This window comes from Streptomyces sp. BE20 (assembly GCF_036322525.1).
Taxonomy (GTDB): Bacteria; Actinomycetota; Actinomycetes; order Streptomycetales; family Streptomycetaceae; genus Kitasatospora.
The window spans coordinates 12,288-34,026 of the sequence record NZ_JAQYWW010000457.1 but is presented as its reverse complement, the minus strand read 5'-3'; the positions used below and the strand labels follow the sequence as shown (position 1 = coordinate 34,026).

General features: G+C 70.1%; 20 protein-coding genes. 8 read left to right on the top strand and 12 right to left on the bottom strand.

The window, feature by feature from the left end:
- The first annotated feature begins 39 nt into the window (after positions 1-39).
- Positions 40-186 carry a hypothetical protein gene (locus PUR61_RS05190; RefSeq protein ID WP_329876070.1) on the top strand — a complete coding sequence of 49 codons (147 nt, stop codon included), beginning with the start codon at positions 40-42 and terminating at the stop codon, positions 184-186.
- Between the two features lie 347 nt (positions 187-533).
- Here PUR61_RS05190 and PUR61_RS05185 read toward each other — a convergent pair whose 3' ends face one another.
- Positions 534-668, bottom strand: a complete 135-nt coding sequence (locus PUR61_RS05185; protein ID WP_329876068.1) for a hypothetical protein — start codon at positions 666-668, stop codon at positions 534-536.
- Between PUR61_RS05185 and PUR61_RS05180 the strand changes: the two genes are divergently transcribed.
- Positions 655-780 carry a hypothetical protein gene (locus tag PUR61_RS05180; protein ID WP_329876066.1) on the top strand — a complete coding sequence of 42 codons (126 nt, stop codon included), beginning with the start codon at positions 655-657 and terminating at the stop codon, positions 778-780. The genes PUR61_RS05185 and PUR61_RS05180 overlap by 14 nt on opposite strands.
- A gap of 142 nt (positions 781-922) precedes the next feature.
- Here PUR61_RS05180 and PUR61_RS05175 read toward each other — a convergent pair whose 3' ends face one another.
- Positions 923-1,795: a hypothetical protein gene (locus PUR61_RS05175; RefSeq protein ID WP_329876064.1), complete on the bottom strand. Its 873-nt coding sequence runs from the start codon at positions 1,793-1,795 to the stop codon at positions 923-925.
- A 220-nt stretch (positions 1,796-2,015) separates the two neighbouring features.
- Between PUR61_RS05175 and tap the strand changes: the two genes are divergently transcribed.
- The 3 genes from tap (at position 2,016) to tpg (ending at position 5,596) form a co-directional block, all read left to right on the top strand.
- Entirely contained in the window at positions 2,016-4,523 is a 2,508-nt protein-coding gene (tap, locus tag PUR61_RS05170; RefSeq protein ID WP_329876062.1) for a telomere-associated protein Tap, read from the top strand.
- Between the two features lie 100 nt (positions 4,524-4,623).
- The gene (locus PUR61_RS05165) at positions 4,624-4,980 is read left to right on the top strand and encodes a hypothetical protein (protein ID WP_329876060.1); all 357 of its coding nucleotides are present in this window, start codon (positions 4,624-4,626) and stop codon (positions 4,978-4,980) included.
- A 70-nt stretch (positions 4,981-5,050) separates the two neighbouring features.
- A complete protein-coding gene (gene tpg, locus PUR61_RS05160; RefSeq protein ID WP_329876058.1) occupies positions 5,051-5,596 on the top strand; it encodes a telomere-protecting terminal protein Tpg in 546 nt (181 codons plus the stop codon).
- Between the two features lie 356 nt (positions 5,597-5,952).
- Here the strand turns inward: tpg and PUR61_RS05155 are convergent, their stop codons facing one another.
- From PUR61_RS05155 to PUR61_RS05130, 6 genes are all read right to left on the bottom strand, one after another.
- Positions 5,953-6,366, bottom strand: coding sequence for a hypothetical protein (locus PUR61_RS05155; protein WP_329876056.1), 414 nt, complete (start codon positions 6,364-6,366; stop codon positions 5,953-5,955).
- A 284-nt stretch (positions 6,367-6,650) separates the two neighbouring features.
- Positions 6,651-7,106, bottom strand: a complete 456-nt coding sequence (locus tag PUR61_RS05150; RefSeq protein WP_329876054.1) for a hypothetical protein — start codon at positions 7,104-7,106, stop codon at positions 6,651-6,653.
- Between the two features lie 47 nt (positions 7,107-7,153).
- Complete coding sequence (locus PUR61_RS05145; protein WP_329876052.1) at positions 7,154-7,420, bottom strand: hypothetical protein; 267 nt, start codon at positions 7,418-7,420, stop codon at positions 7,154-7,156.
- A gap of 206 nt (positions 7,421-7,626) precedes the next feature.
- Positions 7,627-8,262 (bottom strand): hypothetical protein, encoded by a 636-nt coding sequence (locus PUR61_RS05140; RefSeq protein ID WP_329876050.1) that lies wholly within the window; start codon positions 8,260-8,262, stop codon positions 7,627-7,629.
- 6 nt (positions 8,263-8,268) lie between these two features.
- A complete protein-coding gene (locus tag PUR61_RS05135; RefSeq protein WP_329876047.1) occupies positions 8,269-12,723 on the bottom strand; it encodes a polymorphic toxin-type HINT domain-containing protein in 4,455 nt (1,484 codons plus the stop codon).
- Between the two features lie 208 nt (positions 12,724-12,931).
- Positions 12,932-14,878: a trypsin-like serine protease gene (locus tag PUR61_RS05130; protein WP_329876045.1), complete on the bottom strand. Its 1,947-nt coding sequence runs from the start codon at positions 14,876-14,878 to the stop codon at positions 12,932-12,934.
- 1,171 nt (positions 14,879-16,049) lie between these two features.
- Here PUR61_RS05130 and PUR61_RS05125 point away from each other — a divergent pair.
- The gene (locus PUR61_RS05125) at positions 16,050-16,304 is read left to right on the top strand and encodes a hypothetical protein (RefSeq protein ID WP_329876043.1); all 255 of its coding nucleotides are present in this window, start codon (positions 16,050-16,052) and stop codon (positions 16,302-16,304) included.
- Positions 16,305-16,357: 53 nt separating this feature from the next.
- Here PUR61_RS05125 and PUR61_RS05120 read toward each other — a convergent pair whose 3' ends face one another.
- Complete coding sequence (locus PUR61_RS05120; RefSeq protein WP_329876041.1) at positions 16,358-16,891, bottom strand: RDD family protein; 534 nt, start codon at positions 16,889-16,891, stop codon at positions 16,358-16,360.
- A 324-nt stretch (positions 16,892-17,215) separates the two neighbouring features.
- On the bottom strand, positions 17,216-17,437 hold the full coding sequence (locus PUR61_RS05115; protein WP_329876039.1) for a hypothetical protein: 222 nt from the start codon (positions 17,435-17,437) through the stop codon (positions 17,216-17,218).
- Positions 17,438-18,817: 1,380 nt separating this feature from the next.
- Between PUR61_RS05115 and PUR61_RS05110 the strand changes: the two genes are divergently transcribed.
- Positions 18,818-19,474: a hypothetical protein gene (locus PUR61_RS05110; RefSeq protein WP_329876037.1), complete on the top strand. Its 657-nt coding sequence runs from the start codon at positions 18,818-18,820 to the stop codon at positions 19,472-19,474.
- 59 nt (positions 19,475-19,533) lie between these two features.
- Positions 19,534-19,938 (top strand): hypothetical protein, encoded by a 405-nt coding sequence (locus tag PUR61_RS05105; RefSeq protein ID WP_329876035.1) that lies wholly within the window; start codon positions 19,534-19,536, stop codon positions 19,936-19,938.
- Between the two features lie 298 nt (positions 19,939-20,236).
- On the opposite strand, the gene PUR61_RS05100 is transcribed toward PUR61_RS05105, so the two are convergent.
- Together PUR61_RS05100 and PUR61_RS05095 are read right to left on the bottom strand one after the other, a co-directional pair.
- On the bottom strand, positions 20,237-20,683 hold the full coding sequence (locus tag PUR61_RS05100) for a hypothetical protein (RefSeq protein ID WP_329876033.1): 447 nt from the start codon (positions 20,681-20,683) through the stop codon (positions 20,237-20,239).
- Positions 20,653-21,666, bottom strand: a complete 1,014-nt coding sequence (locus tag PUR61_RS05095; RefSeq protein ID WP_329876031.1) for a site-specific integrase — start codon at positions 21,664-21,666, stop codon at positions 20,653-20,655. The genes PUR61_RS05100 and PUR61_RS05095 overlap by 31 nt, the downstream gene beginning before the upstream one ends.
- Positions 21,667-21,739: the final 73 nt, after the last annotated feature.

Below are 21,739 nucleotides of genomic sequence, written 5' to 3'. Positions count from 1 at the left end.
TCGCCCCCACCGGGCAGGACGACCCCGAACACACCGGTAGTGTGGCTGCCGCTCACCCACGCCGCCGGCCACCACCCCTACCCGGCCATCGGCCCCGCCCTCGACCAGGCCGCCCTTCCCAGCCCCGCCACCGGCGGCCCGCTGCCGCTCCCGGCGATGACCGGTGCCTCCTACCGGTGGCGCTGAATGGGCCCGCCCCCGGCCCGTTCGGCACCGGACCGAACCGCGCTGCCGGGTCGGTTTCGGCCGGGGTGAAATCGGCAGAAGACCCTGTCGGAGCCGGTGCCGGCAGGTAGAACGGCGATGTGACGGATATCGATGACCGGGAGATGACAGCCGCGATGTGGCAGGCCGCTGATCTGACGCGGGCCTACCTCACCCGCGACCCCGCCGCGGTGGAGGACTGCCTCGCGGGCCTGGGCGCCGACGCGCGGGACCGCTTGCTGGCCTGGCTGGTCCTGGACCACGACATGCACTTCGACGAGCTGGGGGAGCCGTCGATGCTGGTGCGCGGGATCGAGGCGGTGGCGGCCCTAGCGCCACCGGAGTCGGAGTTCGCCGTCACCACCGCGGTGCGCCGGGTCGCGGCGGGGGACACCGGGCTCGCCGCCGCGGTGATGGACCTCCGCCACCGCGTGGACCAGGTCCACGCCAATGGCGGTCTGCACCGTGGTCATGCTGGTGGACGCGTTCGGCCGCGCCCGCGCTCTGACGATGCTGGACGAGGACGCCGCGGAGTTCGTACGCAAGGGCCACCCCCGGCCGTCCACCACCCCCTGACGCCGGACGGTGGTGAACTTCGGCTGTGCCGATGCCTTGCTCGGCTCAGTGGTTTGCGAAACCGGAGCATGGCACCTTGCGAGGCGGGGACGTCCGAGTGCGGCAGCCGTCCCGCCGTTGGACTGCGCGGCCGGGTGCATCGTCAGCTTTCGGCTTGGTCCGGTTCTTCCGCTTCGGTGGGGATGGTCCAGCGCAGCAGGGTGGTGGTGCCGGCTTGTTCCAGGGTGACCGCGTAGACCTTGTCCCAGGCTCGTTCGCCTCGGTGGCGCATGGAATGGTCCCCGGGGTCCCAGCCCAGGCCCAGGACCTGGCATCCGTCGATCTCGATCTGCCCGGCCAGCAGGGGGTGGATCTGACCGGCCCGGTCGAGCAGGTGGAAGTGGCTGTGCGCGTCCACGGAGACCATCAGACCGGTGCGGGGCCCCCAGCTCCGGATCCGGTCGGCGAACGCGTGGGCTTCGCGGAACGGGAGGTCGAGCCGCCCGTAGGGACCCTGGCCGCCTTGCTGGGGTGTCCGTTCGCCGCCGAAACGAGCGTGGGCGTCGTCCGCGTACTTTCCCCAGTAGGTGACGTCGGCGAGTCCGTCGACGGATTCACCGTTCAGTCCGACGAACGAGTCCAGGGCGCGCGCGTCCCCGAGGACCATGCCACACCGGTCGATTGGCAGGTCGCCGAGCCGGATCGGCTCCCCGCTGCGGTTGCTCGGCCAGGGTAGGCCGAGGTCGACTTCCAGGACGGAGATCACCGGCCCGTCATAGGAAACCCACGGTTCGGCGCGCACCTTCAGTGGCCGGTCGGTGGCGGCCGGTACCGCGACCGCCTCGCACCACCACTCGCTACTGGGCCCGTCCGCAGGCTCGTGGAGGTGGCCGCCCCCGAACCCTGCCGCGGCCAGCGCCCGCACGGACAGCGGATCGCCGGTTTCGGGCCACTGGTCGATCGAGCCGGCCATCCCCAGTACCAGCACACCGGACAGCGCGGTGACGACTCCCAGGTCGACAGAGGTCTCACTCATCCGCCGATTCAACCAGGTGCGGATCAGCTGACTCACGGGGCCCTCGCGGTCGTACAGAGGTTCACCAGGCTCTTCGTGCGACCACGGAGTCGCAAACCAACTTGCTCCATTCGCAAACTGCGGTGCTCCACCACACCCGATCGAGTGAGTTACATTCAAAAGTGCGATCCAAGAGTTACTTTAAAGCTATACTGGAGTCGGAAAGGGGAGGTGCTGACCGATGAGCGAGGACCTGTTCGCGGCGATCGACGCGCTGCTGGAACGGCCGAAACCGGCTGACGACCTGCCGGTGCCCGCCGAGCGGGAGCGGCTACGCAAGGCCGCCGAGTGCACCCAGGAAGACCTGGCGAAGGCGCTCAAGACGCGCCGGGAGACGATCGTGCGGTGGGAGGCCGGGTCGACCGACCCCCGGCCGCCCAAGCGTGAGGTGTACATCCGGTTCCTCGCGACGCTGGCGCTGCGGCACGGCACGGTCGAGCCCACCGAGTGGCTGCGTCGGGCCAAGGCCGCAGGTCTCGCCCCCGCCACCGTCCAGGCCCAGGCCCCGGTGAGTGAGCCGACGGCGGCCGGCCCGGCAGAAGTGCCTAGCGCTCCCGTGCCGGCGGCGTTCGGCGGCGATCAGGCGGACCAGGCTGTGGAGCTCGACCGCGACGAGGCCGGGGACCTGGTCGCAGGTCAGCCGCAGCCGTGTGTGCGGTGCGGGCGTCCGACGCCGTACCGCTCGGCCGGACGCCCGATGCACACGGGCGGCTGGTGCGCCCCCGCCATTGCGGCGGCGTCGGACGCCAGCCCCGTCCCGGTCGTGGAGCGGCGTGCCGGTGTGGAGCCGGCCGGTTCTTCGCAGGCCGCCTTGGAGGCCCTCGCCGACCACCCGAACATCGCCGCCCCGGCCGCGTCGGCCGTTCCCGGGGCCTCCCCCGCGGCCGCGCTCGCTGTCGCTCGGCGCAGGCCTTCGTCCCGTCCTGCCGCCGGTGCGCCGTCGCGGACCCGGAAGACGGCGGCGGCGAAGAAGCCAGCCGCCGAGGCTGGCTCGTCCGACTGGGAGCAGGCCGCGTCGGCCCGGTTCCCGGCCGGGCCGCTCGCGGTGTTGGACGTCGCTCCGTCCGGCCGGGCGCTGGTGGCCTACCTCGCCGACGGCACCCAGGCACCTACCGCGCCCTCCGGCCGCACCCTGGCGTCCGTCGTGGAGTGGGCGTTGGAGGTGAAGCTCGGCTCGCCGCGCCTGCACCGGCACGGCAAGGACGGCGACGCCCTGGTCGTCCTCACCGACGCAGCCCTCGCCGAGCTCGGCCTGCCCCCGATGGGCCGGGACGAGAAGACCGAGTTCGTCCAGCGCCTCGGTCAGCTGCCGAAGACCCACAAGGCCGTGAAGGCGATCGAGAAGGCCGGCTGGCAGCTCACCCAGCGGGGCCTGGGCCCGTGGGCGCGGATCTACCGCACCCCCGAGGACGGCAAGCGCCAGTGCGTCCAGCTGTGCATCCCGGCCTGGGGCGCGCTCGCCACCGGCGGCTGGCAGATCCCCGACGACCTGGCGGCCGCAGACCTGGCCCGGCTGCTCGGCACCTACGCGAAGCGGGTCCTGACCCCGCGCGGCTCCACCGCGGTCTCCGGCCTGGAGCTGGTGACCGCGCTGCGCCCGCCGACCCGCGCGGTGCGCACCGACACCGGCTGGACGTCCGGTCCGGTGGAGGGCTCCCGCCCGAAGGACGCCTTCGACCCGGCGCCTCCGGAGGTCCCGGACATCCACCCGCTCGCGCAGGACCGGGAGCCGGGCGGCGAGCTGGTGACCGAAGCCTGGGACTGGCACCGCGATCTGACCGACAGCGAGAGGACCGCCAGCTGGGCGGTGGGCCTGGACGTCAACGTCGCGTTCCTCGCCGCCGCCGGCCGCCTGGTCCTGCCGCTGTCCGGCCCGGTGCACGAGCTCAACCCGGTCTTCGACCCGAAGATCCCCGGCTCGTGGCTGGTGGACCTGTCCGGCGTCGACACGAACCCGCTGCTCCCCAGCCCGTTCACCGCGGACGGGACCAGGCCGACGGGGCCGGCCTGGTACTCCACGGTGAAGGTCGCGTACGCCATCGAGCTCGGCGCCCGCCCGCAGCCACTGGAGGGCTGGCTGCGCCACGAGAGCAGCCCCTACCTCGACCCGTGGCACAAGCGGCTCCGGGCGGCGTACGTCGACACCATGGCCGCCCTCGGCGTCCCGCTCACCCTCGCCGACCACGACCCGCTCGCGTTCCTGGACGCCATGGCCGCCGTCAAGCAGGGCGACCCAGCCGAGCTCGCGGTGCTCACCGCGATCAAGCAGACCGCCAAGGGCACCATCGGCAAGATGCGGGAGAGGCCCCGCGGGCACGGCTACAAGCCGGGCGAGCGCTGGGCGGCCCTGGAGCGGCCGACCTGGGACCCGCTGATGCGCGCCCTGGTCATCGACACCGCCACCGTCAACCTCCACCGCAAGCTCCGCAAGATGGCCGGCGACACCGGCCTCTACGCCTTCGCCGTGCTCTCCGACTGCGCCGTCTTCGCCTCACCCGGCCCCGGCGCCCTCGACATCCTCACCACACCGGACGGCACCCTCACCACCTCCCTGCGCCTCGGGGTGTCGCCAGGGCTGGTGAAGTTCGAGGGCAGCAGGCCCATGAAGGAGATCGCCGAGCTGCTCGCCGACGACGTCAACCCGGCCCGGCACATCAAGACCGGCGGGATCGTCTCCGCCGACGAGTAGCCCCACGCCCTCCCGGCCGGGCCCGCACCACGCGGGCCCGGCCCGCACGACCACCAGCAGCGGGCCGCCGACCGACGGCCCGGAACAACGGGAGGGACCCATGGAGCACGACCCGCGCGCCGAACAGCTCGCCGCCGCCTACTGGAACCACACCCGGACGGGTTCGGCCGCCTGGACCCGCTTGAAGCCGGAGGTCCGGGCCGAGCTGACCGGGCAGGCCGACGCCTGGCTGCGCGCCGCGCAGACCGCGGGCATCGTGGCGCCGGCCTGCGCGCCGAGCAAGGACCACGCCGCCCTGTGGCTGGACGACCAGGGCGGCGTGTGGAACGACGCCCCGACCGCCGATGGCGGCGACGACCTGGCGCTGCCGCTGGTGACCGCCCGCGAGGAAGCCGTCTCCCGCCGCGACCTCGAAGACCGCGGCCACCGCCTCACCCTCATCGGCTGGACCCGCTGAACCCGACCGCCCGGCGCCGGGCGGTCCCCACCACCACCACCACCGCCACCACCACGGAAGGAGACCCACGTTGGGCGAGATCGACGAGGGCCTGGAGCGCGCCGAGCGCACCCGCCCGATCCCGCAGTCCACCGCCGCCCGGATGCGGTTCCTGCTCAAGGGCGCCAAGGGCTCCACCAAGGCCCTGGCGGCCGAGCTCGGCGTCTCCCAGCGGACCGTGCAGCGCTGGCTCAAGGGCCAGGGCACCCCGAAGCCCGCCGCCGCGAAGAAGGTCGAGGAGCGGGTCCGCGCGAAGTGGCAGCCCAGGGTCAAGCAGCGCGTGCGCAGCGCCGCCGAGACCAACGGCTTCATGCTGCACATCAGCGGCACGTTCGGCTTCAGCTCGGCCGCCGGCTCCACCGACGACCCCCGCCCCCGCACCATCACCCAGAAGATGCCCGGCGACGTCGCCCGCCGCCTCTACGAGGCCCGGGACGCCGGAGCCGGCCAGGCCGAGCAGGAACGGATCCTCGCCGAAGGCCTGCGCGAGCACTACTTCAAGGACGGCGGCCACCGCGCCCGCAACCTCGACGTCGAGCTCAACGACATCTCCTGGATGGACCTGGAAGGGCTGTAGACACCCCGAACACCCCGCCACATCCCTCCATGCCACCGAAAACGAAGTCCCGGCCGCCCCGCCCGAACGGGCCCGGAGGAGTGCGGCACCCCAACATGGCGAGTGTTGTGCGACGTGGAGGGATTGCCAGGCCAACCCGACTCCCGCTCGGGTAAGGAGGAGTCCTCTGGGGCCGGGGTAAGCACCACCAGGACTACTTCCGCCCGGCCGTGTCGCGGCGGGCTCAGGCCGGGCGCTCGCCGAGCGATCGCCGGGACGGCGATCGGCTCTTCCTGGGCAGGGTTGCCTTGTGGAAACCGGGTTGGCAATCACTGTGGCCGCGCTCATGGGGAGCGCGGCCACAGTAGAGCGGCTGATCAAGTCGTGGTGATCAGCCGGCCAAGAATCCTAACAGAGGCTTCATGGCAACCCACATTCATTCGGTCGGTTTCCCAACCTGCGGCGGTGAGTACCTCTACGAGGGCGACAGTCATTGCCTCGAGCGCAGCACTGCCAAGTGGGATTGCCCTCTGAAGGGCAAGCTGCGGGGAGTCGATGAAGAGTTCCTTGAGCTCCGCGCTTGGCTCCCAGGTGGCGAAGACTCCGCCGGAGCTGTCGACACTTGTGTCGTAGTAGACGACGAATGTTGACGCCCCGGTCGTTGCTCCAGCCCAACTGTCGCCGCCTCGGATGACGGGCAGACCGACGAACCGGAGGTCCTTCTCGACCGCTACGGTTCGCTGGACGAGAGACTTCTCGCCGTCCTTGTCCACTCGCGCGGGAAATGTCATGGCTCTTCCTCTGCCCCTGACCAGGGGGGATACGGGCTCGTAACTGGAATGCTATGGTGCGCCGGCGGCGCGTCTCACCGATCAGCCCCCAAGTTGTCGAACAAGTCGGCCCGATCTCGGCGTTCTCGCCTATCGAGTGAATCGTGTGCGGAATTGCACCCGTCTGACGCACTCTGGACGTGCCGGAGGCCGCACCCTCGGACTCGGATGCGACCTCCGTTGCTATGAAGGCTTAGCCGGGAAGCCTCTGCTCGCGCTCATTCACTGGCGGGTTTTGGGGCTAGTTAGAGCCTGAGTTCGGCAAGCACCGGATTGGCCGCCAGCTGCGGGTGTTCCCGACCGAGGTCGGTCAATACGGCGTCGCGGAAGGCAACCCACGCGTCCCTGAGGTCGGTGAGTTCGCAGATTGCCGTCACCGTCGAGTAGGTGGACGAGATTCGGATCTTCCCCGCCTCGGGTGTGAACTTGATCAACTCGGCGTTCTCGTTGGAGCCGATCGTCGAGGCCTCACCACGTTCGAGATAGTGCAGCGCCCCGTGCATCGACCACAGATAGTCGAACACCGGCGTCCACGACCACGGGGGAGCCAGTTCGACCCCGTCCACTGTGAACGACAGGTCGGACATGAAGTAGTACCAGCGTAGGTCACTTCGGCTCACCTGGGCGAGGTTCACTTCCGCCTGGTGTTCACGGCCCCGGTCCACGTATGGACCGGTCCGGAGGTACTTGATATTGATCATCTGCTCTCTCCTATGGCCGATCGACCGGGAACGCGAATTATTTCCCGCTACGGCCGGGCCTTCAAAGGGCCAAAGAGATTATCGATATCGAAATCCGAAAGGCTCCCACCCCTTTCGAGGCCGACCCATTCTTCAAGATCCCGTACGTCAACCAGCGGGACTTCAAAAGCGCGAAAGAAGTACTGCATGAAAAGGAAATCGGTGAAGTTGGCTGAAATCTCTCCGAGGAGCCATTTTGTCACTTCCGAAGGGAGGGTGCCCTCCTCGGCCATTCCCTTGAGTCTGGCAAGGATTCGTTCATCCATCACGATCATTTATCCCTTCGGGCGCTTAAACAGAACCTGGACCTTTTTGTATTCACCGGGAGTGCCAGCTCGAATCTCGAACTCAAAGCCAGCATGCACCCCGGCCCGGCCAAGGCCCCGGAAGGCGGCGCTCCCACCAGCTGAGCACCCAGTGCAAGGGCGCGCAGTCGGTACGTGATCCGTACCCACTGCGCGCCCGATGACTGTCGACGGTCTCAGCGCATCAGGTGCTCGTAACCTGGGACGAGGAACTGCCCGTACTCGAATTGCCGTCCGAGTTCCACGTACCGCTCATACTGCTTCCGGGTGATTTGCGGGCCGTAAGTGAGCGCGCGTAGGAGGAAGCGGAACGCCAGGTCGGGGCAGGCGTGGACGGCGGCGTGGCTGAGTGCGGGCACCACACCAGGGATGGACTTCCATGACGAGTCCTGTGCCAGCTCCATGAGGCCTGGAGTGACGATCATGATCTCGTCCAGGACGGCCCCTGTCAGGTGCTGGTACGGGCTAACCGGTACCTCCTCTGGAGGAGTGAGGCCCTCCGCGCGGAGTCGCTCCCGGCACAGCCGGACGACTCCCAGGAGCCAGTCGTGGGGGTCGATCCCCGCGTTCCTGAGCTCCAAGCGGCGCTCGCTTCCCACCGCCCAGAGCGTTTCGAACACCCAGGCTGGCACAGCCGGAGCAGCGACCCGGAGAGTGTCGATGAGGAGTGCCTCGACCAGGTGCGGCGGCATGCCGTCGGTGTAGTACGTCAGTGCCTGTGCCTCGGTGGCCCATTCGTCCCGCCAACTGTGGTGGAACACCTGCCCCAGGTGGGGCAGCCCGAACTCGTCCCCGCCGTATCTCTCAGTCATCACGCATCACCCTCCGGCCAGCGGGAAGATGGAACCGATGATCCACTTCTTGCCATTGTGCTGGGGCGCCCTCAACAGCCGGACCTTGACCTTGGTTCCGGAATCAGTGGCGTTGAGACTGCCGCCCGGAGGATACACCTTGCCCAGCGAGGTCAGGCGTTGGCCATCCCTGATGACATCAACATCGACGATGATTTCCTTGAAGTCCGACGCGCCCGGCTGTCCCCAGGTGCGAAGTGCGTTCTGACTCTTGGCGAGGGCCGATCGCAGTGCTTCCTCAGCGATGCTGAGGTCGCTGAACACCCCGTTCGGGTCGGTGGCGGTAGTAAGCCCGGCCGCCTCCTCGGGTGTGACCCCTGCAGTCTCGCCGTTTGGACCGTAGGCGCCTTCGGCCACGTGCTTCTTGATGGTGTGGGCGCGGGCGTCCAGGTTTCGCCCCAGTTCGTCGCCCCACAGGTCGAAGCAGTTGTGGACGAGGATGCCGCTGCCTGTCTTCTGCGGACCATGCACGTAGAAGGTGTGCGTGCCGTCGACGGTGAGGTCGTACACCGCCTGGGTGGTGCCCGTCTGTTCGTGCAAACCGGTCACCGTGTTGTGCGACCCGTCGCGGCCTGCCAGGACGTCGCCGACCTGCAGGTCGGAGACCTCGCGCCAACCAGCCCCCTTGACATAGAAGCGGTGTCCGACCGTGCTGGTGATCCGACCCTCGTACTCGGTGTCGATGTCGATCAGACGGGTGGTGGAGTGCCTGAAGGTGCTGGTCACCGGCTGGGCTCTGGTGAAACCCGTGGCGGGATCGGTGGCCAGCACTTGGTCGCCTGTCCGGAGGGTTTCGATGGCCCGGTCGGTCCCGTCGGCCATGATCACGCTCGTGCCGGCCGGGAAGCTGTTGGTCGGGCACGCCGTGCGAACCCCCTCCGCGAGCTCGCCTTCAAACTTAAGCTGCTCGACCAGAGCTCGCTCGATGTTCCGGTCGGCGCTGAGGGCCGCGAGTGCCGCGTCGGTGCCGACGCCGTCCTTAAGGGTGTTGCGGAAGGCGGTGACTTTGTCGGCGGTGGCGAGGAGCTTGAGTTTGACCGCGTCGCTGTAGCCGTTGAGGGTCGCTTGGAGGGCGAGTTTTGCTTGTTCGAGTTCGACGCCGGCTTCGAGGGCGAAGCGGAAGGCGGTGATGCCTTTGGCGCCCTTGGCGAGGGTGCCGTAGGGGATGACGGTGGATGCGGCCCAGGCGCAGGGGCCGTTGAGGCCGGGGGTGTTCCAGCATTTGACGAAGTCGCCGGTGAGGGCGTCGAAGATGAGCTGGCTGGTGCTCTTGTATTCTTTTTTGGCTGTGGTGTCGTACTGCGAGGTGACGGGCTCGGTGCGGATGAGGACGGTGTCCAAGCTGCTGTACTTGCCCCGGCAGGCGGCGATGGAGAGGTTCGGTTCGGGGCAGGTCTTCAGGTAGTAGTCGACCGTGCCGGTGACCTTGACTGTGACCGGCAGGTCGCAGACCAGCTTTTTGCCTTCCTCACGCCATCCGCCGGGGAAGATGGCGATGATGATCGGGTTGAATTCGACGCATTTGCTGTGGTCCTCGCGGATGATCGCGGGGTTGACGTCGGACCGGGGGACGCCCTCGACGAAGGTGACGCGGCCGTTGCTGTCGACGGTGGCGGTTTCGTGCTGCATCTTGCCGTCGGTGGTGTCGGCCTGCTGCTTGGACATGATCAGCTGTGCGGCTTCGCGGGCGGATGCGAACGCGTCGTCCCTGCTCTTGCCGGCGGCGACGGCCGAGGCCTGGGCCTTGTCGGACTCGGTCTTGGCGTCGGACGCGTACTTCCCGGCCTGTTTGGTGTAGCCGGCCGCCGCGCTGGCCGAGATTCCCGCGGTGCGGGCGGATACCTGGGCCGTGGCTGCGGCGGTGCGGGCCTGTTTGGCGTGGGTGGCTGCCTGGTCGGCGGATGTCTTGGCCTGTGCGGCGGAGTTGGCGGCTTGGGTTGCCCAGCCGACGGCTTGTGCGGCGGAGGCCTGGGCCTGCCGGGCGTAGCCGGTGGCTTCGTCGGAGGCGTTGCGTGCGGTGGCGTAGGACTGGGCGGCCTGGGCGGCGTACTCGCGGGCGACGGCGGCGTTGCCGTCGATGGCGGCGAGGTAGGAGTTGACGGTGGCGATGTGGGCTGCGGTGAAGGCGTCGCGTTGGCGGGCCAGGGGCAGGCTGATCTGCAGGAACGGTACGAGGCCGGAGGCGGGTCCGGACATGGCGGCCTGGGCGGCGGCCTGGACCTCGGGGCTGCCGGTGGCGATGGCCTGGGAGATCAGGACCCGGTTGTCGTGTTCGCGCGCGATGTACTGGCCCTTGGTCAGGAACGCGCGGACGTCGGCGTGGGTGCCGCTCATGGCGGTGTTCGCGGCGTCCTGCACGCCGGGTCCGCCGACGGACATGATCTGTGAGAGCAGGACCCGGTCGTCGTGTTCCTGGCCGTTGTAGGCGCCGGTCGTCAGGAAGGCGCGGACCTGTGCGGGGGTGCCCACCGAGGCGGTCTCGGCGGCGAGCTTGTGCTCGAGGTTCGTGGAGCCTTCGGCGATGCCGATGACGCTGCTGCGGTCGTCCTGTTCCCGGGCCAGCGCGAGGTCGGTGCTGAGGAAGGCGAGGACGGCGCCGTCCGATCCCTCCAGTGCGCTCTGCGCCGCGGTCTGGACCCAGGGGCCGCCCGCGTCCAGAAGGCGGACCGCGGCCTGGCGGCCCTTGGCCACGGCGTCCTTCTGGTCGACCCCGGCGGCTGTGGCTTCGGTGATGAGCCGTTCGGTGTCGGTGGCGAGTTGGGTGGTCTTCCCGGCCTCCCAGGCTGCCTTTCGGTTCTTCAGGTCCTCGTCCCGGTAGGCCTGCTGGGCGATGGCCACCTCGGCGGCCTGCTGGGCGTCCAGGCGCTCCTGGTCGGAGGCGCGGGCGATGGCCGCGATGCTGTGGGCCTGCTTTGCGGTGTTCTCCGCGGACACGGCGGCTGTTTCGGCGGTGGCGGCCGCGGCCTGCGCGGTCGCGGCGGCCTTGGTCGAGTCGCCGGCGTGTGTGGCCGCGTCCTCCGCTGCGGCCGCTGCTGCCTCGGCGTGCGCGGCGGAGGAGTTCGCGGCCTGTTTCGATTCACGGGCGGCTGTGGCGGCGTCGTCGGCGATCTTGGTGGTGGCCTTCGCCGCGCGGCTGGCTTCCGCGGCGGCGCTGTTGGCTCGGGCGGCTGCCTTCCTGGCCCGGTCCGCGGCCTCCCCGGACACGCCGGAGAAGGTGGCCGCGTTGGCGGATGCCTGTGCGGCGGCGGCGGCGTTGGTGCCCGCGGATTCGGCGGACTGTGCTGCTGACTTGGCTTGGGTCACGGCCCGTTCGGCCCAGCCGCTGGCCTCGCCTGCGGTGCGGGCGTCGGCTGCGGCGGTGCGGGCGGCGGCGGCGGCCGCGCGGGACTGGTCGGCCTTGCCCGCGTCGCCGCCTGCCTCGGCCGCCGCTGACAGAGCCCGGGTGGCGGCCTTGCCCGCCTTCATGGCGGCCGCGGCCGCGTTGGCCGTGGCTGCCGCGGCCTGCCGTGCGGCCTCGTTCGCTGCCTTGGCCGCGGCCGTTGCCGTCTGGACGGAGCTGGCCGCCCGGACGGCGGCGTCCGCCGCCCGGTCGGCCGCGTTGGAGGCCTTCGCGGCGTCGGACTGGGAGGCCCGGGTCTCGTTCGCGGCGCGCTCTGCCGCCTCCTTGGCCAGCGCGGTTGCCTGGAGTGCCTTCGCGGACGCGTCCTTGGCGATGCGGGCCTGCTCGCCGGCCTGGGTGGCGGCGTTTCTTGTCAGGTCCGTGAGCTGTGCGATGGTCAGGGTTTCCTGGTCGTGGGCCGCGGCGGTCTGGTAGCCGTAGCGCAGGAAGTCCTGGACGTCCTCGGCGCCGCCGCCCATCGCGGCGTTGGCGGCCTGCTGCACCTGCGGGCCGCCCACGTGCATTAGCTGGGACAGCTTGACCCGGTCGTCGTGCTCCCTGACGTTGAACTGACCGACGTTCAGGAACTGGTTGACGTCCTCCAGCGTGCCGGACATCGCCTTGTTCGCGGCGTCCTGCACCGCCGGGCTGCCAGTCGACATGATCTGTGACAGCAGCACCCGCTGGTCGTGCTCGTACGGGTTCTGGATCCCCTTTTCGAGGAAGGTCTGCAGACCGGCCGCGTTGCCCGCGAGTGCGGTGGTGGCGGCTTCGCGGACCCCCGGGCCGGAGATCGCGATCAGTTCCTCGATGCGCGCCCGCAGGTCGTATTCCGCGGCGACGGCCCTGCCGGTCGTGACGAACGCCGTAACGTCGGCGTCGGAGCCCGCCAGCGCGGTCTCGGCGGCCCGGCGTACGTTTGGTCCGCCGTTCTGCCACGCCGCCACCGTTTTCACCCGGTCCGCGACCGGGCCCGTCGCCGGCGGGGCGTCGACCGCCGCGGCAGGAATCGTCAGCAGCCCCACCAACAGGCTGCCGGCCACGAGTCCGGAGGCGAATCTGTGCCGTCCGGCCCGTATCGAAGAGATGTCCATCGAAACGTGAAGTTCCTTCCTGTTTGGGCACCGGGGGGTCGCCAGCGGTCAGCACAGCGCGAGCGGCGCCCACACCCGGTACCAGGGGCGCGTGCTCAGCGCGCGTCACCCGTGCGTACGGCGAATGTCGACCCCCGCCCGGCGCGGGGTCGGATGCTCAGCCGGTGCTGGCCGCGGTGATGGCCTTGACGCCGGTGGCGTCGCCGGGAATCTCCTTCCAGGCGGTCCAGAGGCCGGTGTTGTAGTTGGCGTCGCGGGTGTAGACCTTCTTGTCCTCGTTGACGGCGTAGACGTGTACGACGTTGTCGGAGGTGGTGCTGGTGAGGACCGTGAGGTGGTTGTCACCCATCGGTGTCCACTGCTGGTCCCACAGGCCGGTGTCGAAGTGGCCGCTGGTGCTGTAGAAGGTGTCGGCGCCGGCGATCGACAGGTCGACGGTGGTGCCGTGCACGGCGGCGGAGATGGACGTCACGCCCGGCCGGCTGCCGGGAAGTTCGATCCAGTCGGTGCCCCAGCTGCCGGTGGTGTAGTTCCCGGTGCGGGTATAGACCTTGCCGTCCTCGTTGATGGCGAAGACGTGGGTGGCGTTGTTGAAGTACGCGCTGGTGACGGCCGTGAGCCGGTTGTCGCCGATCTTGCCCCAGGTGGGTCGCCAGGTGCCGGTGCCGTAGTCGGCGGTGGTGCCGTAGAGGGACCCGTCACTGCCGATGATCTCCACGTCGACCAGGCCCGTGTTGCCCCGTACGGCGGCGGTGATCTTCTGGGCGCCGTCCGCGGCGACCGCGCCTCCCGGTACCTCGCTCCAGGCGCCCCACCGGCCGCCGATCTTGCCGTCGCGGCTGTAGACGCGGTAGTCGGTCAGGACGGCGTACACGTGGACGGTGTCGCCGGTGGCGACGCTGTCGACCGCGAGCAGGCGGCTGTCGCCGGTCGAGGTCCAACCGCGCGTCCACAGTCCGCTGGTGTAGTCGGCGACCGAGTCGTACAGCTTGTCGTCGGAGCCGATGATCTGCACATGGGTACCCGCGTACACGTCCGACGTGCGGTACCTCAGATCCTGCACCCAGCCGGCGAGGTCATCGACGCGGGTGCTGGTGGCGCCTGTGCGGGTCTCGGTGCCGCCGAAGCAGCCGCCCTGCCAGGACCGGGAGGCGACACCGACGATCTGGACAGCGCCGTTGCCAGTGCGCAACAGCGGGGATCCGGCATCGCCCGCGCAGATCGCGGAAGAGCCGGGTGCGGGGGTGCTGTCGATACCGGTGGCGGTGATGGCACCGGTGGTGTGGGTGGCGGTGTGGGAGGTGTAGGGCCGCCACTGGGTGGCGGTGCGGCCGAAGCCGGGCACGCTCACGTTCTCGCCCGCGACGGGAGCGGTGGTTGCCAGAGCGGCCGGGGTGACGCTGTCGACCGGGACGGCGAGGCGGGCCATGACGAGGTCGCGGTCGGTGCGCGGCACGAGTTCGGCGATGTCGACGCTCCTGCCACCGATCGTCACGGTGCTCCTGCTCGCCGGCGCGCCGGCGGTGAGGGTGGCGGGGTTGTCGGTGAAGCAGCCGGCCGAGGTGAGAGCCCAGTGGCGGTCGACCAGGGTCGCGGTGCAGGCCCGCCCGCCCGCGCGGCCGGGCTGACCGATGACGACGCTGCCGACCGCGGGGTAGTCGCTGGTGATGGCCGGTGCGGCCGGTCCGTCGGTGGCGGACAGTTCCAGCAGGGTGATCCCCCCGACGGCGCTGCCCTCGCCTACGGGCGTGTGGTAGTTCTTGCGGAGGTCGAGGCTGCTGACCGAGCCGTCCGTGGTCAGCGTCGCTTTGACCGTGTGGTCGTCGCCCTTGAGGCTGTAGACCTTCGGAAGCTCCACCGCCAGGTAGCCGCCGGGCCCCGTGACCCGGAAACAGATCTTGGTAGGACCGAGGTCCAGAGTCCGGCTGTACACCTCGAGCATGTTGTCTGTCGACGTGCAGTCGGCCAGCTGGATGTTTCCGTCCCCCGACTTCAGGACGGCGTGCTGCTGCGCGAGGATCTGCGCGGCCCCCGGATAGGAGAAATTCTCCACAGCCAGCGGCGGCGTGGCCTCAGCGGCCGAGGCCGGCATCGAACCCGCCATCACAGGTATTGCCAGAAAAGCAGCAAGTGGCCATACCACTCTGCGAGCCATACGCACAAGCACTCCCAAGTAAACTTGCATGCCAGGGGGCCTCATGCCGCCCATCGCATGCGAATAGACAAGCGGACGGTATCGGCCCGCAATATGGAGCGTCAAAGCCCTTCCGACGTGCGATATCAAGGCCCCTGGCGGCAGGCGCGCGACCTTCGGCGACAGGCGCGGCCAACAGCCCCTCACAACAGAGAGACGTATCGGACATTCCTTCAGAAACAAGGAAGAATTGTGACCACGTGAGCGCTGCTCACCTGCCCGCAGCCCGCTCTCGACTCGGGAGCCTCCGCTCCTCTTCGGCCGATCCCACCAGGGCGTTTCTGACCAATAATCAGCTAGCCGGAATGTGATGGCCGGTTCAACCACCTCGCCGTTCCGACACCGCCAGATGCCCGGCGAGGTCGCCCGAAGTCTCTACGCCGCGCGACGCCGGAAAGAGCCAAGCCGAGCAGGAGAAGATCCTCGCCGAAGCCCTCGGCGAGCACTACTTCAAGGACGGCGGGCGCCGCGCCAGCGGCCTGGGCGTCGCGCTTAACAAGATCGCCTGGATGGACCTGGAGCCGTAGAACCCCCGCCACACCCCTCCGTGTCGCCAAAAAAAATCCCGCCCACCCCCAAGCGGCCGGGACTTCTCTATCTTCACGACCCCTACACGCGAATTCACCGACGAAATACGAAAGGCCACGAAATCACCAACGACATTCCAGCATCGACCCGCACGGCCTACCGCCCCTGCCGCTGCCCATCACCTACGACCTGATACGCGGCAAGCTGGCCATCCCGGCCGCCGCCGACACCACCCTGCTGCGCGCTATCGCTGCCAGCTGGAACTGCCCCTGCGGCGGCGCCGACTGCCGCCCCACCGCCGGGTTCTACGCCGCCTCCCTCACCGGCTACGCCGACCAGCTTGATGTCGGCTGCATCGCGGTCGGCGGCCAGGCCGGCGACCCCACCGGCTGGCCCTCCCCACCCGACCCGCCCACCGAGTGACCGCCTCCCCACACACCGGGAGACGAGCACCCTTCGCATGCCCTGGACCAAGGGAGAAGCCGATGCCGACGCTGCATTAGGCCCCCCGCCGCCCGCACCCTGCAGTGCCTGGAACGGGGCTGACGGGCCGATGCGGCGAGGCTGCGCCGGGTGCGCCGCGCCCTCGACCGCCTGGCCGCCGACCCGCGTCACCCGGGGCCTGCGCACCCACCCGTACCGGGCCCTGCCCGGACACGGCGGCTGCCGGGTGTCGACGTTGTACGTCGACCAGGGCGCCGGCGCCTGGCGACTGTTCTGGACCTGGGGCCCGGCCGACAACGACCGGGACCAGGACCACGCCGGCCGGGACGGCACGGTGCTCACCGTGCTGCTGATCCACCTGTAGCACCGGGGGAGCCCGTCGCCCCTACTGTTGGCAGGGCAGAGCGATCCGGTCGATCAGCTCCCGCCGGACCACCACGCTGCGACTGATGGTGTCGGCCCACGTCTGGCGTCGCACGTGGCGAACGCCGGCAGCGCGTCCAGGACGTGCAGGACGCCGCGCCAGATCGCCCGGGCCGCACCGATCGGCGCGCCGGTGTCCTCGTCCACCGTCACGATCCCCACCAGCCGCCCGCCCAGACCCTGCCCGCTGCGCCCGCGCTCTGCCCACTGCACCAGCAGCCATCCCCCGTCCACCACCCAGTACCCGCCCGCCAGAGCGCCCCGGATATCGGTGTCCGCGAGCAGCGCGAGCAACTGCAACGCCGCGAACGCCGGTGACAACCCGTTCAACGCGGCCAGGTACGCCGACATCAACCCACCCGCGATCCCCACCTCGACCCCCGCCGCCGTCGCCCGCTGCGCCCAGGAGGCCAGGCCGGGGATGCCGGTCCTCCTCGCGGGCGCGGCAGGAGGCGGGCCGGTCGGCGCGCCGGGGTGCCACCAGGGACCGGCCGGCGGCGGAGCGGGGAACAGCGTGTGATCGGTCAACGCGCCTGCGGCGGGCCGGGGTGCGCGGTACGGGGCGCGTCCCTCAGAGGCGGGCGCCCCGGGGCCGACGGCCCTGCCGGATGGCATGTTCGCGGCCGAAATGCTGCAGGTCACAGGCCTGTTCGCCAGGGGCGGGCGGGGTTAGCATTCCCGTCACAGCAGCCCCACTGCCCCCCTATAGCGGGCTGCTGAGCACCGGTCGCGTCGGGGACGCGACCGGTGCCTTCCCCAGGCCGGGACCCCGGGCTCCCCCCGTTCCCGCGGTCCCGGCCGACCACCCCCGTCGCTCACCCGGTGGGGGCCACGGGCGGGGCCGGTGACGGGTCAGGCCGCGGGGCCGGTGTCGCGGGCGGCCTGCTTCAGCTTCATCTGCGCCTTGTGGCGGTTCTCGGTACCGGCCCAGTACGGGTGGGCGTGCAGCTCGGCGCCGACCGCGGTGAACGCGGTGCGCGTCTGGTCGGTGGGGTCTGCGGCCAAGGCCGCCTCGGCGACGAACCAGCGGCGCTGGAGTTCGAGCAGGTCAGCGGGGAAATCAGTGTCGGACACCGCTACATCGTAGGTCGCACGTGCGTACGTTCAGGGAAACGTCCCCAGTGTCCGGCCCGAAGCCCGGGGCTGGTTCCGGAGCGGTTGTCGGCGGGGTCGCGTCGTCCCGGGTGAACGACCTGCCCGAGCAACTCCGCGAGCGGTACACCGCCCAGAGCGCCAACCTAGGCCAGCTCGCCCCCTCGGCCTGACCCCATCGGCCGCCGACGGCCCGCCGCCCACCCGGACGTCGCCGCCGACATCACCCGCCGGCTGTCCGAGGCCACCGCCGAGATCCTGGCCGACTACGGCGAGGACGAGGTCTACGACTGGGGCGCCGGCTGACCCGCCGCCCACAAGGAAGAGGGGCCCTCGCGCTCGAATCGCGAGGGGCCCGGCCGTCAGCGTACGGCGGTCTGCCGCCGCTCCGAACCCTCCCCTTCGCTCTTCCCCACCCCGGCCGGGTGCGCCTCCTGCCCTGCCGGGACGCCCGGGTACGGGCGGCAACCGGGCCACCGTCGCGGCCCGTCGGGTCCGCCTGGGCGGGCCGCGGAGTGCTCCGCCCCCGCACCCGTGGCCAGCGCCCGGATGCGCTGGACCATCCGGCTGCCGCCTGGACTGCGCCATCGACGCTGCGCGCCGACAGCGCACCGGCCGGGCCGCGAGGCGGCCCAGACCTGTCCAGTTGCCCTTCGCCTGGTGGCGGGCACCCGTGCCGGGCTGACCGTGCCGACCTGCCTGCTGCCGAGCACAGGCCCAGGTCACCACCCACCTGGACGAGATCGCCGCGGACCACCAGGGCGACCTGCGGCAGAACCGTGGCCCGCCAACGCGTACCGGTGGATCGCCGGAGTCCGCCACCACCGGCCCTGCCCGGCACGGGTGCCCGCCTGGTGACTGATGAGCGCGGAAAGGGCCGTTAAGGCCCGGTCGCGGCGGCAGCCGCGATTTCGTGATCGGCGCGGTCAGGCCAGCTGCCGCCCGGGCCCAGCAGGGCCGGACCGGGCCGACCCCGGGTGGCGGCAGCGGCACGGTCCGGCAGCCCGCCGGAGGCCCCCGCCAGCCCAGGAAGGGCCGTCGGCGAACCTGCCCAGTACCTCCCGCACCGTCCGTTTCGACGGCGGGTTCCTGTCACTGATGAGAAGCAAACCCGAGAAAACGGGTCCTGACCTGCACTGATATGGCAAGCAATGTTTCAGAGATCTGAAACGCCCGGGTCTGCTGGTGTTAGGCGCTTCTGAAACAAAGCCTTCCCATCCCCAGGCAGGTTCGGGCGCCTCGGAGCCGCGGATCACCCGGTAGCACCGACTTGACCGTGTCGTTCTGGAAATCTGAAACAACGTGGTTAAGCCTGTGCTACCGTCTTGATCGTTCAGTCCAAGATCAGAGACGGGTGCCGCGATGACCGACCGCCTGCTCCCCGCCAAGGGCCAGCGTGTGATCACCGAGCTCGACCGCAAGGGCAACGTGATCGTCCGCGTGCAGACGGTCAAGTCCCGCGAGTTCGAGGCCGGTTACGACTCCTTCGGCGACCCGGTCCTCGGGTACGTCACCGACGCCCGCATCATGCTGGAGGTCCTCGGGAGCCTGCGCGCTCCGGGCGGATGGTTCCAGACCTGGACCAAGGTGCTCTCCCTCCAGCGGATGGGCGCGGGCACCCCCAAGCGCCCGAACACCCCCGGATACGTCCGCACCACCCAACGCGACCTCCAGACCCGCTGCGGACTCTCCCCCGCCACGGTGTCGGAGGCCATGCAGTACTTCTCCTCCCTTCCCTGGATCCGTCCGGCCGGGCGGGGCCTGCTCCAGCTGAACCCCTTCCTCACGGTCGCCATCGGTTCGGGGGATCATGAGAGGGTGCAGCAGGAATGGCTGGACGCCGTCGGCGACACCTTCCTCCTGCCCGGCCCGGACCACCCGGCCCAGTGGCGCGAGATCCGCGCCGCTGCCAAGGGCGAGGCGAAGAAGGCGAAGCGGGAAGCTGCAGGAGAGAACGTGCTGCCGCTCAGGCGTACGCCCGGCCGAGCGGCCCAGCCCAAGCGCTCCGCCGCCGTCTGAGCTGCAGCCCGCACGGGCGGCCGGCCACGGCAGCCCCGAGACCAGGAAGGACCAGCACCATGGCGTACATCGCTCCGCTCCCGTCGGCGCCGGCCGTCATCGAACGGGAGGTGTTCGAGGTGCTCTCGCTGGTCGACCTGACCACCAGCGCCCACCGCCTGCTGAACCTGTTCCTCGCCCGGTTCGACCCCGAGTTCGGCACGGTCAACCTGAGCCAGCGCGACATGGGCAAGCTGCTCGCCCTGTCCCACCCCTCGGTGAACAACGCCGTTGCCGCCCTGAACCGCACGAAGCTCGCCTGGCAGATCGACGACGCGCTCTACCAACTCCACCCCGTCTTCACCGGCGGCAAGATGGCCGACCGCCTGGCCGTCGTGCCCGAGATCGTCGTTGGCGACCCGGACTCGCTGCGCGAGGTTCGGCGGCAGCGCTACAGCCGGCAGACGGAAAGCCTGCCCGCCTGAGCGGTAGCACACCCTTAACCGCAACGTTCTGCGTTCCTGAAACGTTAGGTACCCGCACCAACCGGCGCCAAGATACCCCTCCGGCCCGCTGATAGGCCCGCCTCGGCGGGCCTCAGTGCTGTCTGCGCAGGTCAGGAGGTCAGGGCGCCGAGCCCCGCCGGGGCTGCTGTTCCGCTGAGCCCGGAACCCGCGAAGTGGTAGCACTGGCTTGACCGCGTTGTTCTGAGGATCTGAAACGCCGCGCGACAGCCGCCCAGCATCGGCCGGCAGACGAGTCCCGCCGTCCGTCGGACCGTCTTCAGGGGGCCTCGGTGACCGGGGCGGGGTAGAGCAGGGCGGCAGTGTCGAAGGCCGCGCGGACCATGCTGATGGCCAGCGCCGGGGTGAGGGCGGTGCCGGTGAGGTTGCCGTGCGCGAGCTTGTTGCGCAGCAGGCGACCCGCGTCGAGGCGGTCGGCGAGCTCGGCGGTGATGAGGCCGTCATCGGCAGCCTGCTCGATCAGCTTCTGGAACGGCTTCTTGACGGCCAGCCGCTCGGCGAGCGCGCGCTCCAGGCCGAACAGGGAGTGGGTGAGGGCGACGGTGGTTAACTCGTACCGGTAGTAGGAGTGCCGGATCAGCTCGCGCGATGTCTCCAGCACGCTCGCCACGTAGGCGGGCGCTTGCTCCGGCACGACCAGGCCGGCGACCAGGTCGTGCATGTCGGAGTAGTGCGTCACGAAGTGGTGGGCGCGGGGATCGGGCACCGGCCAGGGGAGCAGGCCGGGAAGAGGTCGGCGACCGGGCCGGTCAGGTAAGCGCCGGCCGCGCTGTGCATGGCCCGGCGGAACGTCGAGGGGACGATCGCCGGGGCGATCGGCAGGTTCAGCGCCGCGACCGCGGTGGGCTTGCGCTCGGAGGGCCACAGCGGGGCCTTCGGGTGTTCGACATCGTCGCCGAACTCGGCGCGGATCTCCTCGATGTACCACCACAGGAGGGCCCGGCCCTCCTGGAACATGTATGCCTCGCGCGGCCGGGGCCCCGACCCGTGGGCGCCCTTGCCGAGGACGACGAAGCGGCCCCACTGGCCGTGCTCCCAGTGCAGATCGCCCATGCACACGCCGCACAGCTCGTTGGCCCGGACGCCGGAGAGGTACGCGACCTTCGTCATCACGTAGTCGCGGCAGGCGACGAGGTACTTGCGGGCGTTGGGCAGGTCCTCGCGCCAGCGCCCGAAGAAGTCCCGCATCGCCGTCTGCGAGGGCGGGATCCGCAGGCCGAAGTCGCCGCGGTGGCGGGGCCGGTTGAACGGGTCGATCGGGGACTCGACGTTGTGGCCGAAGTGGCGCATGATCTCGCCGGCGTAGCGCTGTTCGAGGAACGCGAAGTAGGCGTCGATCCTGTTGATCTTGCCGCGCAGGGTCGACTGGGCCCGCTTCCCGGGCCCGGCGAAGTACCGGTCGACCTCCCTCGAAGTGAGCTGCCACGGCACCGTGCCGTAGAACTCGCAGACCTCGATCACTGGCTTGATCAGCCCGTCCAGCGTCGTCGGCGCCAGGCCGGCCGCGTCCCTCGCCCACTGGTACTCCGACAGCGTGTCGAGGAAGAAGCTCTCTTCGTCGTGTGCCGAGATGCGCGCCTGGCGGCGTCGCTGGAGGGTGACGACGTCCGCGAGTCCGGTCTCGACCGATACCGCCGCCGGGTCCACCGGCACGGCCTGCTCCGGCCCGGGACGCACGAGCGTCAGCACGCGAGTTTCGGAATCTGCCACGAAGCGGCAGATTACGGGGATCACTCGCAGAATCTACGTGTTACTGCCGAGA

Bases quoted from the DNA above. Each gene is read 5' to 3' on its own strand.
- PUR61_RS05180 (WP_329876066.1), top strand. From the start codon at position 655: ATGGCGGTCTGCACCGTGGTCATGCTGGTGGACGCGTTCGGCCGCGCC.
- PUR61_RS05175 (WP_329876064.1), bottom strand. From the start codon at position 1,795: ATGAGTGAGACCTCTGTCGACCTGGGAGTCGTCACCGCGCTGTCCGGT.
- tap (WP_329876062.1), top strand. From the start codon at position 2,016: ATGAGCGAGGACCTGTTCGCGGCGATCGACGCGCTGCTGGAACGGCCG.
- PUR61_RS05165 (WP_329876060.1), top strand. From the start codon at position 4,624: ATGGAGCACGACCCGCGCGCCGAACAGCTCGCCGCCGCCTACTGGAAC.
- PUR61_RS05155 (WP_329876056.1), bottom strand. From the start codon at position 6,366: ATGACATTTCCCGCGCGAGTGGACAAGGACGGCGAGAAGTCTCTCGTC.
- PUR61_RS05150 (WP_329876054.1), bottom strand. From the start codon at position 7,106: ATGATCAATATCAAGTACCTCCGGACCGGTCCATACGTGGACCGGGGC.
- PUR61_RS05145 (WP_329876052.1), bottom strand. From the start codon at position 7,420: ATGATCGTGATGGATGAACGAATCCTTGCCAGACTCAAGGGAATGGCC.
- PUR61_RS05140 (WP_329876050.1), bottom strand. From the start codon at position 8,262: ATGACTGAGAGATACGGCGGGGACGAGTTCGGGCTGCCCCACCTGGGG.
- PUR61_RS05130 (WP_329876045.1), bottom strand. From the start codon at position 14,878: ATGGCGGGTTCGATGCCGGCCTCGGCCGCTGAGGCCACGCCGCCGCTG.
- PUR61_RS05125 (WP_329876043.1), top strand. From the start codon at position 16,050: ATGCGGCGAGGCTGCGCCGGGTGCGCCGCGCCCTCGACCGCCTGGCCG.
- PUR61_RS05110 (WP_329876037.1), top strand. From the start codon at position 18,818: ATGACCGACCGCCTGCTCCCCGCCAAGGGCCAGCGTGTGATCACCGAG.
- PUR61_RS05105 (WP_329876035.1), top strand. From the start codon at position 19,534: ATGGCGTACATCGCTCCGCTCCCGTCGGCGCCGGCCGTCATCGAACGG.